The following is a 12577-nucleotide window of genomic DNA, read 5'->3' on the forward strand; positions in this document are numbered from 1 at the left end:
CGCCCGCGCCCGCCTCCGCCGCGCGGGGGCGGAATCGCCACAATTCCCCGCCCTGCCGCCCGTTCCGGGCACCCTCCCCGCACCGCCCATACCTTGCGGAACTTGAAGCCGCCGATAACGGCCCAAGCTATCTGTGCATGCGCCAGTAACCGGCGCCCGCAATGTGAAGGAGGCCTCTCATGTGGAAGCGATTTTCGGCCCTGTGGACGCTGGTTCGCCGCGACGGCCGCCTGTTCTGGTACGCGCTGCGCCATCCGGACGCGCCGCCCTGGCTCAAGCCCGCCGCCATCGGGCTGCTGCTCTACGCAATCTCGCCGATCGACCTGATCCCCGACGTGGTCGCGGGCCTGGGCATTGTCGATGACGTGGTGCTGATTCCGCTGGCGGTGCACCTGATCCTGAAGCGCCTGCCGCCGCATATCCTGCGCCAGGCGCAGACGCGCGCCACCGCCACCACGGTCCGGCCGCACTGACGGCATCGCTCAAAGCCAAAGCCCCGGGGCAGCGCCTGCCGCCCCGGGGCTTTTGCTTGCCTGCCTGGCTGTTGCTCAGTTCGGCAGCAGGATGGTCGAGCCCGTGGTCTTGCGCGCTTCCAGGTCGCGATGCGCTTGCGCCACCTCAGACAGCGCGTAGCGCTGGCGGACGTCGATCTTCACCTTGCCGGTGGCCACGGCGTCGAACAGGTCGGCCACCATCGGCTCCAGCAGTTCGCGGTGCACCACGTAGGTCATCAGCGTCGGCCGCGTCAGCCGCAGCGAGCCCTTGTTGCCCAGCACCGACAGGTCGAACGGCGGCACCGGTCCCGAGGCGTTGCCGAAGCTGACCATGGTGCCGCGCGGCGCCAGGCAGTCGAGCGAGCCCTGGAAGGTGTCCTTGCCGATCGAGTCATAGACCGCCGGCACCCCCTTGCCGTTGGTGATCTCCCTGACCCGCTCCACGAACGACTCACGCGTGTAGACGATGGTGTGGGCGCAGCCGTTGGCGCGCGCCAGTTCGGCCTTCGCGTCGCTGCCGACGGTGCCGATCACGGTCACGCCGAGCGCCTTGAGCCACTGACTCGCAATCAGGCCGACGCCGCCGGCGGCGGCATGCAGCAGCACCGTGTCGCCCGGCTGCACCTTGTAGCTGTCGCGGATCAGGTACTGCGCCGTCAGGCCCTGCAGCATCATCGCCGCGGCGGTGTCGAACGGGATCGCATCGGGCAGCCGCACCACGATATCGGCCGGCATCACCCGCACCTGCGCGTAGGCGCCGGTGGGTCGGCCAGCGTAGGCCACGCGGTCGCCCACGGCGACGTGGCGCACGCCCTCGCCCACCGCTTCGACCACGCCGGCGCCTTCCATGCCCAGCCCGCCCGGCAGCGGCTGCTTGTACAGCCCGGTGCGGAAATAGACATCGATGTAGTTCAGGCCCACCGCCTCATGGCGCACGCGCAGCTGGCCGGGGCCGGGCTCGCCCACCTCGACATCGACCCACTGCATGACTTCGGGACCGCCGGTCTGCTCGATCCGGATGGCTTTGCTCATCTGTGTCGCTCCTTCGCTATGGTGTTGCATCGATCGGGAATTCAGCTGGCCGCCGCTTCGTCGACCTCGCGGGCAAGCCCGGCGATCAACAGCTCGGCAGTGGCCACGTTGGTGGCGCAGGGCACGTTGTGCACGTCGCAGGCGCGCACCAGCGCGTTGATATCGGGTTCATGCGGCTGCGGCGTCATCGGGTCGCGCAGGAACACCACGGCGCGCACCAGGCCTACGGCCAGTTGCGCGCCGATCTGCAGGTCGCCGCCCCACGGCCCCGACAGCATGCGCGTCACCTCCAGCCCGACCTCGTCGATCAGGCGCCCGCCGGTGGTGCCGGTGGCCAGCAGCTCGCACTGCGAAAGGAAGGCGCGGTGGCGCGTGGCGAAGGCAACGATGTCGTCCTTCTTGTGGTCGTGGGCGATCAGCGCGATGCGGGGGCGAGTCATCAGGGGTTCCTTGTTGCGGGGTCGGTGAACGTCAGGAAACAGGAGAAAGCAGCGGGATCAGAAGGTGCCCGGGTAGGCGCCGCCATCAAGCAGGATGTTCTGCCCGGTGATGTAGCCGGCATGGCGGCTGCACAGGAAGGCGCAGGTGGCGCCGAACTCGGCCGGCTCGCCGAAGCGGCGCGACGGGTTCGCCGCGGCGCGGCGCTGCGCCACCTCATCGACGCTCAGGCCAGCCTTCTTGGCGCCGCCTTCCATGGTCTTGAGCAGGCGGTCGGTGTTGAACGGGCCCGGCAGCAGGTTGTTGATGGTCACGCCGTGCTGCGCCACTTCGCGCGCCACGCCCGCGACAAAGCCGGTCAGGCCCGAGCGCGCGCCATTGGACAGGCCCAGCACATCGATCGGCGCCTTGACCGCGCCGCTGGTGATATTGATGATGCGGCCCCACTTGCGCGCGATCATGCCGTCGACAGTGGCCTTGATCAGCTCGATCGGGGTCAGCATGTTGGCGTCCAGCGCGGCCAGCCAGTCACTGCGCTCCCAGTCGCGGAAGTTGCCCGGCGGCGGGCCGCCGGCGTTGTTGACCAGGATGTCGAGGTCGCCCAGCTTGGCCACGGCGTCCAGCGCCGCCTTGCGGCCTTCGGGCGTGGTGATGTCGGTCGCCACCGCGATCACGCGGCGGCCATGGCGCGCGCGCAGGCCGGCCGCGGCCTTCTCCAGCGCCTCGGCGCCGCGCGCCACGATCACCACGTCAACACCCTCGGCCGCCAGCGCGTCGGCGCAGGCAAAGCCCAGGCCCTTGCTGGCGCCGCATACCAGCGCATGCTTGCCGCGCAGTCCCAGATCCATGTCTTTCTCCTTTTGTCTGTTGTCTTTGGGGGGCCAGCTCCGGGGCCGGCCCGGAATCACGTCTTTCTTGCCGACAGCAAATACATGCCGCCCATCACCAGCGCGCTGCCGGCCAGCTGCACGCCGCTGACGGGCTCGCCCAGCAGCCAGAAGGCCAGGAACAGCGTCGACACCGGGCCGATCATGCCCGCCTGCGACGCCATCGGCGCGCCGATGCGCGACACCGCCACCATGGTCAGCGACACCGGCAGCACGGTGCAGAACACCGCATTGACGAGTGACAGCCACATCACCGGAGCCGGCTGCGCCAGTTCCGCCACCGGCCGGCCCAGTACCAGGTACTGGATCACGCAGCAGGCGGTCGAGACGCACATCGCATACGCCACCAGCCGCAGCGAGCCGATACGCCGCACCAGTTCGCCGCTCAGGATCAGGTAGATACCATAGGTCATGGCGCTGCCCAGCACCAGCGCGCCGCCCAGCCACACCTGGCTGCCGCTGACGTCCAGGTCATGCGCGAATACCAGCACGATGCCGGCGTAGGCGAGCAGCAGCGACAGCCACTGGCGCATGGCGATCGGCCGGCGGAACACCAGCGCGGTGGCCAGCAGCACGAACGACGGCGTCAGGAACAGGATCAGCCGCTCCAGCCCGGCGGTGATGTATTGCAGGCCGATGAAATCGAGGAAGCTCGACAGGTAGTAGCCGATAAAGCCGAGAAACACCACGCGGCCGCGATCCGCCCACGACAGCGGCGCCAGCCGGCGCGACTGCCACCAGCCGATCGCCATGAACAGCGGCACCGCGAACAGCATGCGCAGCGTGATCACCATCACCGCATCGACGTTGTAGCGGTACATCAGCTTGGCGACGATCGCCTTGGCGGAGAACAGCACCGCGCCGACGGCGGCGATGACAAGGCCCGAGCGCTGCGGCGACGGCAGCGCGGCAGGTGCGGCGAGAGACTTCTGGGAGGCGGGCACGGGGAATACAGGGGAAAGCGGGCGGGCACGTCGGCCCCGCGAAACGACCCGACGATTGTATTCGAAAAGACGCAATGGCATCGGGCATCACCTCGGCGGCTCCGGCCACCTTCCCGGCCACCTTTCCTGCCCCCTTCCTCGGTATACTCTGGGTCACCTTACCCACTGCACCAGGTTCGTGCCCCAGCCCTCCGACCCGCCTTCCGGCAAGACCGCCGCAGACTACGACTTCACCGAGCAGGTGGGCCACCTGCTGCGGCGCGCCTACCAGCGCCATGTGGCGATCTTCCAGCAGACCATCCCGGATTCGCAGCTGACCGCGGCGCAGTTCGTGGTGCTGTGCGCGGTCAGGGACCGCCAGCCGTGTTCGATGAACGAGGTGGTGCGCGCCACCGCCATCGACCAGGCCACGGTGCGGGGCATCATCGACCGGCTGAAGTCGCGTGAGCTGATTGCGGTGTCGCACGATCCCACTGACCGGCGCAAGGTGGTGGTGACGGTCACGCCCGACGGGCTGGCACTGATCGATGAGACCGTGCCGTTTGCGAAGGAAATCTCGGAGCAGACCTTCGGCAGCCTGAATCCGGCCGAGCGTGTGGCGGTGACTTACCTGCTGCGCAAGATGAGTGAGATCGACGAGGGGAACGGCGTCTAGGGTCCACGGACGCCGAGGGTTTTCTCCCCTCTCCCGCTTGCGGGAGAGGGGAGAAAACTGTCAGCTATTCATCGCCGCCAGCGCCGCCAGCACCGTCTCGGGCACGAACGGCGGCCGGCGCAGCCGCACCCCCATCGCATCGAACAAGGCGTTGGCAAGCGCCGGCGCGCCCGGCAGCGAGGCCGATTCGCCCGCGCCCAGCGGCGGCTCCGACTGGCGCGGCATCAGCACCACTTCAATCGGCGGGATTTCCGGGAAGGTCAGCAGCGGATAGCTGCCCCATTCGCGGCTGGCGACCCCATCCGCATCGAAGCGCACCTGCTCCTTCAGCACCCGGCTGAGGGTCTGCACCACGTTGCCGTGGATCTGGTGGCGCACGCCGTCGGGATTGACCATCATGCCGGTATCCTGCCCGACCACCACCTTCTCAATGGTGATGCGGCCGCTGCCGGCATCCACCGCCAGGTCCACCACCCAGGCCGACCAGGCTGCGCCGAAGCCCGGGAAACGGCTGTGGATATAGCGGGCATAGGCCACGCCCCGGCCGCGCAGCCGGCCTTCGGCATCCGCGATGCCCCGCGATCCGGCCACGCCCCGCTGCCAGCCAGCCGCTTCAGCCACGGCACGCAGCAAGGCCGCGGCACGTACATCCGGCAGGTGCCGCAACCGGAAATCCACGGGATCGGCACCCGCCTCTGCCGCCAGCTCATCGATCACGCACTCATGCGCAAACGCATTGGGCAGCGCCGACACGCCACGCAGCCAGGACGCGCGCACGATCGCGGGGGTGTCGTCGCAACCTATGCGGCGCGCGCCATACGCGTATGGCGGCACGGCGGTGCGATCGCCCATCTCCAGCGTGCGCGGCGCGTTGGGCACGGCACCGGTCAGCACCAGCGCCAGCGTGGGCGCATCGTTGGACGGATAGCGGCTGGTGAAGTCATAGCCAAGCAGCGCGCCGTCCGGCCCCAGCGTGGCGCTGACGTCCATCAGCTGGGCCGCGCCCTTGGGCTCCCACAGGTGTTCCTGTTCGCGCGATAGCTGCACGCGCACGGGCCGCCCGACCGCGCGCGACAGCAGTGCCGCGTCGGCGCAGACATCGTCGGCGCAGTTGCGCCCGTAGCAGCCGGCGGCCTCCATGCGCACGACCTCGATGCGGTCTTCGCCGAGCCCGCACAGCCTCGCCAGGTCGATGCGCAGCACATGCGGGTTCTGCGTGCCGGACCACACCGTCAGGCCATCGTCATGCCAGTCGGCCACGGCGCATGACGGGCCGATCGAGCCATGCATCTGGTACGGCCAGACAAAGCGCCGCTGCAAGACCGTGCCGGCGCCGCTTGCCGGCGGCTCCCCGTCGGACAGCAACTCGCGCCGCGTGGCCGGATTGGCGCGCAGCGCGGGCTCCGGATCGTCCAGCGCGGGCAGCGGCGGCACCGGCTTCCAGCGCACGCGCAGCCGGCGCGCGGCCTGGACCGCGTATTCCTCGCGCCCGGCCACCACGCCGACAAAATCGCCCTGCACCACCACATCGACCAGGCCGGGCACGTCGCGCACGGAGTCGCGGTCGACTTCCAGCAGGCTGTTGCCGACAAAGTCGCCGCTGTCGCGCCCGGCATACGGCGGCCGCACCACGCGGCCATGCAGCATGCCGGGCACGCGCACGTCGTGGACAAAGGTCAGCGCGCCGCGCACCTTGCCGGGAATATCGACGCGGCCCGCGGCGCGGCCGACGATGCGGTAGGACTCGACCGGCTTGGTCGGTATGTCTTCGGCCAGCGGCAGTTCCAGGTGCTCGCCGGCAAGCAGCGCGCCATAGCCGATGCTGGCCTGCGTGCCGGGATCGCGGAACACGCCGTCTTCTGCCTCCAGCCCGCCGGCCTCCACGCCGAGCCGCTGCGCGGCACGCGCCCGCAGCCACGCACGCGCCTGTGCCGCGGCGCGGCGCAACGGCAGCGCCGAAATCTGGATCGATGCGCTGGCGATAGTGGGACCCTGGTTGGGGGTGGCTTCGGTATGGCCAAGCACCATGCGTACGCGTTCGAGCGGCACGTCGAGTTCTTCCGCCACGATCTGCGCCAGCGCCGTGCGGATGCCGGTGCCGAGGTCGACGTGGCCGTTGAAGGCCAGCACCTCGCCGCTGTCGCGCACGGCAATGAAGATGTCCGGCAGCGCCGGCACGTAGTCCGAAGCCGCGCCGGGCTGGCCCGGCGCGGGCCGCGGCGCCGCCTGCGGGGCGCGCGTCACCAGCAGCACGCCGGTGGCCTGCAGCAGCGCCAGCCGCAGCGTGCGCGGCGTTTCGGCGTCGGCCTGTGCCGAGGGTTGCAGGTTGGTTGCCGTCATCGTTCTGCCATCTCCTTCACCGGCTGCGCCCCGGGGCGCCCGTTATACTGCAAGCCAACAGTGGAATAGCCCAAGCATCGACCATGACGATCACGACCGCGCCCAAGCCAACCGCAAAGCGGGCGCCAGCCGGCACGCGGGCCAGACAAGCGCAGGACAGCCGCGACCGCATCCTGAAGGCTGCGATCAAGGTCTTCGCCCAGCGCGGCTACGACGGGGGCCGCATCGAACGCATCTCGTCGCTGGCCAAGACCTACGACCGGATGATCTATTACTACTTCGGCAGCAAGGAAAAGCTGTTTGTCGAAGTACTGGAGACCATCTACCTGCAGCTCAATGAAGCCGAGCAGCAGCTGGAACATGAGCTCGACGCCGCCGACCCCGTGCGCGCGCTGTCGCAGCTGATCGACTTCGTCTGGCAGTACTACCTCGACCATCCGGAGTTCGTCGCCATCCTGACCAGCGAGAACATGAGCCAGGGCAAGCACGCGAAGAAGTCGGTGCGGCTGCGCGAGATCTCCAGCTACGCGCTGTCGGTGCTCGACGGCATCCTCGCGCGCGGCAAAGCCGCGGGGCTGTTCCGGCCCGACGCGGGCGCGCGCGATGTCTATATGGTGATCGCTTCGCTTGGCTACTTCTACAACTCCAACCATCATACGCTCAGCGCCTTCCTGGGCGAACCCATGATGAGCCCGCCCGCGCTGGCGCACTGGCGCGATGTGATCCAGCAGACGGTGCTGCGCGCCGTGGCCGTGCCCGGCGCGGTGCCGGATGCGGATGTGGCGCCGCCGGCCGCGCAGCGCAAGCCGGCCCGCGGCCGGCGCGCGGCGGCAGGCTGACGCCAGGCCCGGCCGCGTCGCCACGCCTCAGGCGGCGGCGCGCACGCCGGCAACCTGCGCCAGTGCCTCGTCGCGCGTCAGCACGGTGGCGTATTTCTGCGCCATGTCGAACAGGTTGGCGTCATGCGGACCCAGCGCGCGGTCGCCCACGCAATCCGACACCACCAGCGGGCGGAAGCCCAGCGACATCGCGTCAACCACGCTGGCGCGCACGCAGCCGCTGGTGACGCAACCCGCCACCAGCAGCGTCTGCACGCCACGCTGCGTCAGCCAGGCCGCCAGCGAGGTGCCGAAGAACGCCGACGGCACCGTCTTGCGCACCACCAGTTCGCCCGGCGCCGGCGCCAGCTCCGGCACGATCTTGCTGTTGTGGCCATCCTCCTTCAGCGTCAGCATGCCCGGCACCTTCAGCGTGAAGATGTTGTGGTCGCTGTCGTCGTCGGCGAACACGATGCGGCTGTGCGCCACCGGCCAGCCCTGCTCGCGCGCGGTGCGCAGCAGCGGCTGGGTATTGCGGATCGCCTCGGGGATGTTGCCGCCGCCAAACACCGCCGGGTCGGCGAAGCCGTTGACGAAGTCGATGATCAGCAGGCCGTATGGGGCCTTCAGTGGAATCGACGCGCCGAAGCCCTGACGCTGGTAAGTCTGCACGGCGTCATCCATGGCACGCGTCCTTGTAGAGAGAAGCGGCCGGCGCGTGGTGGCCGTCCATCACCTTGCCGCGCACCACCACGGGCTCGCCGTCCAGGCTGACGGTGCAGTGGCGCACCGGGATATCGATATGGCAGGCCGTGGTGCGGCTGCCGCCGGCTTCGTTGTTGGGACCGAACGAGCACAGGAAGTTGCCCTCGTAGGCACGCGCATCCATGCCGATGGTGGCCTCGCGGTCGTACATCGCCAGCGCCGACCAGCTGGCGCGCGGCTGCAGGCCCCAGCCGATATGCGACATGGCATAGGCCTCGGGGTCGTTGAACGAGGCCATGTAATCGGCCAGCAGTTCGGCGTCCACGCCTCCCTCGATGCGGCGCACATAGCCGGCTTCGACCGTGATGCGGATCGGCGCCTGGATGTAAGACTTCATCGGCAGCAGGATGTCGCCGCGGTCCAGCACGATGGTGCCGTTGGTGCCGCCCTCGTCCGGCCAGGTCAGCACGAAGCCGCTCGGCCAGTGGTCCCAGCGGCCGGGCTCGTCGACAAAGCCGTACTCGCTGATCGCCGGGAATTCGCCCAGGCGGCAGCGCAGGTCCATGCCGGCGTCGGACACGATATGCATCTCGCGCGCCTTGCCCAGCCGCGCGGTCGCGGCCTTGACGCGGGCACGGTCGGCCTCGGTCGGCACCAGCCGTGCCAGCACTTCGGGCGGTTCCACCGCCAGCAGGATCCTGGTGCCTTGCGCCAGGATCTCGTGCTGCTCGGGCGAGAACAGCAGCGTCATCAGGTCCAGCACCAGGTCGCTCGCCTTGAGCGCAGCGATGGCGGCGGGATTGCCGGTGAGCGGCGTGGTACCGAGGTAGGCCAGCGCGTCGCGGCTGAGCGCCTTTTCGCCGTTGACAGGCGGCAGGTCGAGCCGGTTGACGATGGCGCCCATCGATGCCGCCGCCACCATCGCGGTGCGCAGCGTCTGCGGATGCGTGGCGGCGCCGGTCAGCACGGTGACGGTCTGTCCCGGCTCAAGCTTCGACAGCGTCAGCACCTGCTTCCACGCCGCGGTCAGGTCATAATCGCTTACGGGCATGTTCGCTCCTTGATCAGTTCAGCGCCGCACCGAGGAAGTCGCCGAAGGCGCGGTAGAAGCCGGCCTCGTCGTCCCACGGGATCATGTGGCCGGCGTTGGCGACATGCGCAAGCAGCAGCGCGGGCAGCAGCTTGCGCATCTCCTGCACGTCTTCCTCGCGGATCACGTCGCCGCGGCCGGCGGTCATCAGCAGAGCCGGCACGGCGACGTGCGGCAGGTCGGCGTGGATATCGTCCTCATGGAAGCCATTGAAGCTGGCCAGGATCGCGCGCTCGTCGCAGGTATGCAGCCATTGCGCGCGCAGGCGCAGCTGGTCCTCGGTCCAGGTCGGGCAGAAGCGGCGCATGCCTTCCACGTCGATGCCCTGCTGCGCCAGCCGGATCGAATCGATGTACCACGGCAGTTGCGACGGATACGGGCGGCGGCCCGGGCCCGACACCGGCGGATCGACCAGCACCAGGCGCGTCAGGCCTGCCGGCTTGCTGCGCGCGGCGCGGATGCCGATGCGCGCGCCCATCGAATGGCCGACGATGGCGTAGCGCTGCAAGCCAAGCGCTTTGGCAAACGCGATCACATCGGCAGCCTGCGCATCGAGGCTGTAGTCCAGCTCAGCGCCGGCCTGCGACAGGCCGCGGCCGCGCACGTCGAGCACATAGGTATCGAACTGCCGCCCGAACTGCTCGCCGACAAAGCCCCAGGTCACTGCCGGGCTGGTGATGCCCGGCACGATGATGACGGCATCGCGCTGCGCGCGCGCGCCGCCCTGCCCACCATAGCGCAGGTAGTGCTGGCGGATGCCGTTGGCGTTCACGTTGGCGCCGTAGAGAAAGGTGCTGTCTGCCATGGCCGCCCCCTTCAGTACGCGCCCGACAGCAGCGCGCCGGCGCCCGGCACCACCGGCTCCAGTCCGAGCCGCTTCAGCAGCGCATAGGTGGTGGCGACGGCGGCGGTAACCACCGGCTTGCCGGTCATTGCCTCGACCTTGGCCACGGCCGGCAGCGACGGCATCTGCACGCACGCCGACAGCACGATGACATCGGCGTCGGCCGTATTCATCTGCGCGACGATCTCCGGCAGCCGCGCCGGGTCATGGCGGCCCACCTCAAGGTTGTCGGCGATTTCCAGCGCGCGGTAGTCGACCACCTCATAGCCTTCATTGCGGATGTAGTCGACCACCAGCTCGGTCAGCGGCTTCATATAGGGTGCCACCACGGCGATGCGCTTCGCGCCCATCACCTTGAGCGCATCCACCAGCGCGCCGGCGCTGGTGATCACCGGCGCGTCGCCGCCGTTCTCGGCGGTATGCGCCTGCAGGCGCTGCTCGGACACGCGGTGGTAGCCGTGGCCCATGGCCATGATGGCCACCAGGCAGGCGTAGCCGAGCACGTCGACGCGGGCGTCGCTCAGTTCCACCGCGCAGCGGTCGGATTCGGCGTCCATGGCCGCCAGCTCTTCCTTGACCACCTTCTTCATCCGCATCCGGCTTGAGTGGAAGGTGAAGCGTTCCGGGCGCACCAGCTGGCGCGCGGCCAGCATCGCCGGGATCTCGGTTTCCATGGTGGTGTTGGAGCTCGGCACGATCTGGCCGATTCGGAAAACTTTCTGCACTGTCGACTCCGTCATCTGTTTGTCTGTCTACCCTGCCTGCTTCGCCCTGGCGGGCCCTGCATGCTGCGATTTATTGTAGTGTACACACTTTATCTAGGCAAACAGAATCTGCGCCGCCGCGAATTCACTCGTTCAGTGCATACTTAACTAATCAATCCCTGTTTTTGCGCGTAAATTCACCGATATAGCGCGATGTGCGGCGTCTTCACGTTTTCAGTAAGGGTTTTCCATAGGTTCATCAATTTCTTCTTTTACTTTGATATTTTGAGTGTGTACACTCGTTTTCAACGGTCGGCCGAGTGGCCGCCCCAGCCCCCATCGACCTTGTGTCATTGCCAGGAGAAAGAACGTGCAAGGCAAACCGCGAATCGCAGTTGTCGGCGCCGGACTCGGAGGGACGGCCGCGGCCGCCCTGCTGCAGCGAGCCGGCTTCCAAGTCAGGCTGTATGAACAGGCACCGGCGTTCTCGCGCCTGGGCGCGGGCATCCATGTGGGGCCCAACGTGATGAAGATCATGCGGCGCATCGGCATCGAGAACGCCCTCAACGACATGGGCTGCCACCCCGACTACTGGTACAGCCGCGACGGCCTGAGCGGCGAGGTGATCGCGCAGATCCCGCTGGGCGACTACGCGGAGCGCCACTACGGCGCCAGCTACCTGACTGTGCACCGCGGCGACTTCCACAAGTTGCTGACCGACGCCGTGGCTCCCGACACGCTGTTCTTCAACAAGAAGCTGGAAAGCGTCACCGACCAGGGCGACGTGGTGCAATTGCGCTTCACCGACGGCACGGTCGAAGAGGCCGACATCGTGATCGGCGCGGACGGCGTCAACTCGCGCATCCGCGAGACGCTGCTGGGCGCCGAGCCGCCCAAGTACACCGGCTACGTGGCGCACCGCGCGGTGTTCCCGATCTCGCGCGTCAAGGGCTTCACGCATGAGCGCTGCACCAAGTGGTGGACCGACGACCGCCACATGATGGTCTACTTCGATACCAGCAAGCTCGACGAGATCTACTACGTCACCGGCGTGCCCGAGCCCGACTGGGACATGAGCAAGAGCTGGGTCCCGAGCAGCATCGAGGAAATGCGCGCCGCATTCGACGGCTGGCACGAGGGTGTGCAGTCGCTGATCGAAGGCACCGTCGAAGTGACCAAGTGGCCGCTGCTGGAGCGCGACCCGCTGCCGTTGTGGAGCCGGGGCCGCCTGGTGCTGCTCGGCGATGCCTGCCACCCGATGAAACCGCACATGGCACAAGGCGCCGCGATGGCGATCGAGGATGCCGCGATGCTCACGCGCTGCTTCACCGAGACCGGCGTGGACGACTTCGCCTCGGCATTCGCGCTGTATGAAGCGAACCGCAACGAGCGCGCGAGCAAGGTCCAGCTGGTCTCGCACAACAACACCTGGCTGCGCAGCAACGAGAACCCCGACTGGTGTTTCGGCTACGATGTCTTCAACGTGCCGCTGGTGTCGGCCGGGACCGGGACGCTGTCCGCAGCGGCCTGACGCCTGACCAACCCTGTCCGCCACAGCCCCTCATCGAAGGGGCGCGGCGCAGCGATGCGTGATGTTCAAACCGCCCCCAGCCCCCCGATGAACAC

Annotated in this window: 13 protein-coding genes; 4 read left to right on the plus strand and 9 right to left on the minus strand. The window is 68.3% G+C overall.

Features of this window, described 5'->3' with window-relative positions; all coding sequences use genetic code 11:
- Window positions 1-179: 179 nt before the first annotated feature.
- Window positions 180-473: a YkvA family protein gene (locus tag AC3WRR_RS35615; RefSeq protein WP_011614800.1), complete on the plus strand. Its 294-nt coding sequence runs from the start codon at window positions 180-182 to the stop codon at window positions 471-473.
- A gap of 75 nt (window positions 474-548) precedes the next feature.
- On the opposite strand, the gene AC3WRR_RS35620 is transcribed toward AC3WRR_RS35615, so the two are convergent.
- The 4 genes from AC3WRR_RS35620 to AC3WRR_RS35635 are packed head-to-tail and all read right to left on the minus strand — an operon-like array spanning window position 549 to window position 3756.
- The gene (locus AC3WRR_RS35620; RefSeq protein ID WP_058696962.1) at window positions 549-1526 is read right to left on the minus strand and encodes a quinone oxidoreductase family protein; all 978 of its coding nucleotides are present in this window, start codon (window positions 1524-1526) and stop codon (window positions 549-551) included.
- Between the two features lie 41 nt (window positions 1527-1567).
- The gene (locus tag AC3WRR_RS35625) at window positions 1568-1969 is read right to left on the minus strand and encodes a methylglyoxal synthase (protein WP_174549480.1); all 402 of its coding nucleotides are present in this window, start codon (window positions 1967-1969) and stop codon (window positions 1568-1570) included.
- A 54-nt stretch (window positions 1970-2023) separates the two neighbouring features.
- Window positions 2024-2812 carry an SDR family oxidoreductase gene (locus tag AC3WRR_RS35630; protein ID WP_010809246.1) on the minus strand — a complete coding sequence of 263 codons (789 nt, stop codon included), beginning with the start codon at window positions 2810-2812 and terminating at the stop codon, window positions 2024-2026.
- 56 nt (window positions 2813-2868) lie between these two features.
- A complete protein-coding gene (locus AC3WRR_RS35635; protein WP_037024398.1) occupies window positions 2869-3756 on the minus strand; it encodes a DMT family transporter in 888 nt (295 codons plus the stop codon).
- A 217-nt stretch (window positions 3757-3973) separates the two neighbouring features.
- Here AC3WRR_RS35635 and AC3WRR_RS35640 point away from each other — a divergent pair, with 217 nt between their 5' ends.
- Complete coding sequence (locus tag AC3WRR_RS35640; RefSeq protein WP_010809248.1) at window positions 3974-4450, plus strand: MarR family winged helix-turn-helix transcriptional regulator; 477 nt, start codon at window positions 3974-3976, stop codon at window positions 4448-4450.
- 60 nt (window positions 4451-4510) lie between these two features.
- On the opposite strand, the gene AC3WRR_RS35645 is transcribed toward AC3WRR_RS35640, so the two are convergent.
- Window positions 4511-6790, minus strand: a complete 2280-nt coding sequence (locus AC3WRR_RS35645) for a xanthine dehydrogenase family protein molybdopterin-binding subunit (protein WP_492299536.1) — start codon at window positions 6788-6790, stop codon at window positions 4511-4513.
- Window positions 6791-6873: 83 nt separating this feature from the next.
- Here AC3WRR_RS35645 and AC3WRR_RS35650 point away from each other — a divergent pair, with 83 nt between their 5' ends.
- Window positions 6874-7629, plus strand: coding sequence for a TetR/AcrR family transcriptional regulator (locus AC3WRR_RS35650; RefSeq protein WP_492299537.1), 756 nt, complete (start codon window positions 6874-6876; stop codon window positions 7627-7629).
- 27 nt (window positions 7630-7656) lie between these two features.
- Here the strand turns inward: AC3WRR_RS35650 and AC3WRR_RS35655 are convergent, their stop codons facing one another.
- From AC3WRR_RS35655 to AC3WRR_RS35670, 4 genes are read right to left on the minus strand one after another with little or no spacing between them, the layout of a single operon-like run.
- A complete protein-coding gene (locus tag AC3WRR_RS35655; protein ID WP_010812894.1) occupies window positions 7657-8292 on the minus strand; it encodes an N-carbamoylsarcosine amidohydrolase in 636 nt (211 codons plus the stop codon).
- Complete coding sequence (locus tag AC3WRR_RS35660) at window positions 8285-9364, minus strand: 2,5-dihydroxypyridine 5,6-dioxygenase NicX family protein (protein ID WP_010812895.1); 1080 nt, start codon at window positions 9362-9364, stop codon at window positions 8285-8287. The genes AC3WRR_RS35655 and AC3WRR_RS35660 overlap by 8 nt, the downstream gene beginning before the upstream one ends.
- 13 nt (window positions 9365-9377) lie before the next feature.
- Window positions 9378-10208 (minus strand): alpha/beta fold hydrolase, encoded by an 831-nt coding sequence (locus AC3WRR_RS35665; protein WP_492294942.1) that lies wholly within the window; start codon window positions 10206-10208, stop codon window positions 9378-9380.
- An 11-nt stretch (window positions 10209-10219) separates the two neighbouring features.
- Complete coding sequence (locus AC3WRR_RS35670; RefSeq protein ID WP_058696966.1) at window positions 10220-10972, minus strand: maleate cis-trans isomerase family protein; 753 nt, start codon at window positions 10970-10972, stop codon at window positions 10220-10222.
- Window positions 10973-11321: 349 nt separating this feature from the next.
- Between AC3WRR_RS35670 and AC3WRR_RS35675 the strand changes: the two genes are divergently transcribed.
- On the plus strand, window positions 11322-12482 hold the full coding sequence (locus tag AC3WRR_RS35675) for an FAD-dependent monooxygenase (protein WP_010812898.1): 1161 nt from the start codon (window positions 11322-11324) through the stop codon (window positions 12480-12482).
- Window positions 12483-12577: the final 95 nt, after the last annotated feature.

The organism is Cupriavidus sp. FW305-3-2-15-C-LB2, from assembly GCF_058787575.1.

Excerpts from the sequence above, each read along its gene's own strand:
- AC3WRR_RS35615 (WP_011614800.1), top strand. The coding sequence starts at position 180 with ATGTGGAAGCGATTTTCGGCCCTGTGGACGCTGGTTCGCCGCGACGGC.
- AC3WRR_RS35620 (WP_058696962.1), bottom strand. The coding sequence starts at position 1,526 with ATGAGCAAAGCCATCCGGATCGAGCAGACCGGCGGTCCCGAAGTCATG.
- AC3WRR_RS35630 (WP_010809246.1), bottom strand. The coding sequence starts at position 2,812 with ATGGATCTGGGACTGCGCGGCAAGCATGCGCTGGTATGCGGCGCCAGC.
- AC3WRR_RS35645 (WP_492299536.1), bottom strand. The coding sequence starts at position 6,790 with ATGACGGCAACCAACCTGCAACCCTCGGCACAGGCCGACGCCGAAACG.
- AC3WRR_RS35650 (WP_492299537.1), top strand. The coding sequence starts at position 6,874 with ATGACGATCACGACCGCGCCCAAGCCAACCGCAAAGCGGGCGCCAGCC.
- AC3WRR_RS35655 (WP_010812894.1), bottom strand. The coding sequence starts at position 8,292 with ATGGATGACGCCGTGCAGACTTACCAGCGTCAGGGCTTCGGCGCGTCG.
- AC3WRR_RS35660 (WP_010812895.1), bottom strand. The coding sequence starts at position 9,364 with ATGCCCGTAAGCGATTATGACCTGACCGCGGCGTGGAAGCAGGTGCTG.
- AC3WRR_RS35665 (WP_492294942.1), bottom strand. The coding sequence starts at position 10,208 with ATGGCAGACAGCACCTTTCTCTACGGCGCCAACGTGAACGCCAACGGC.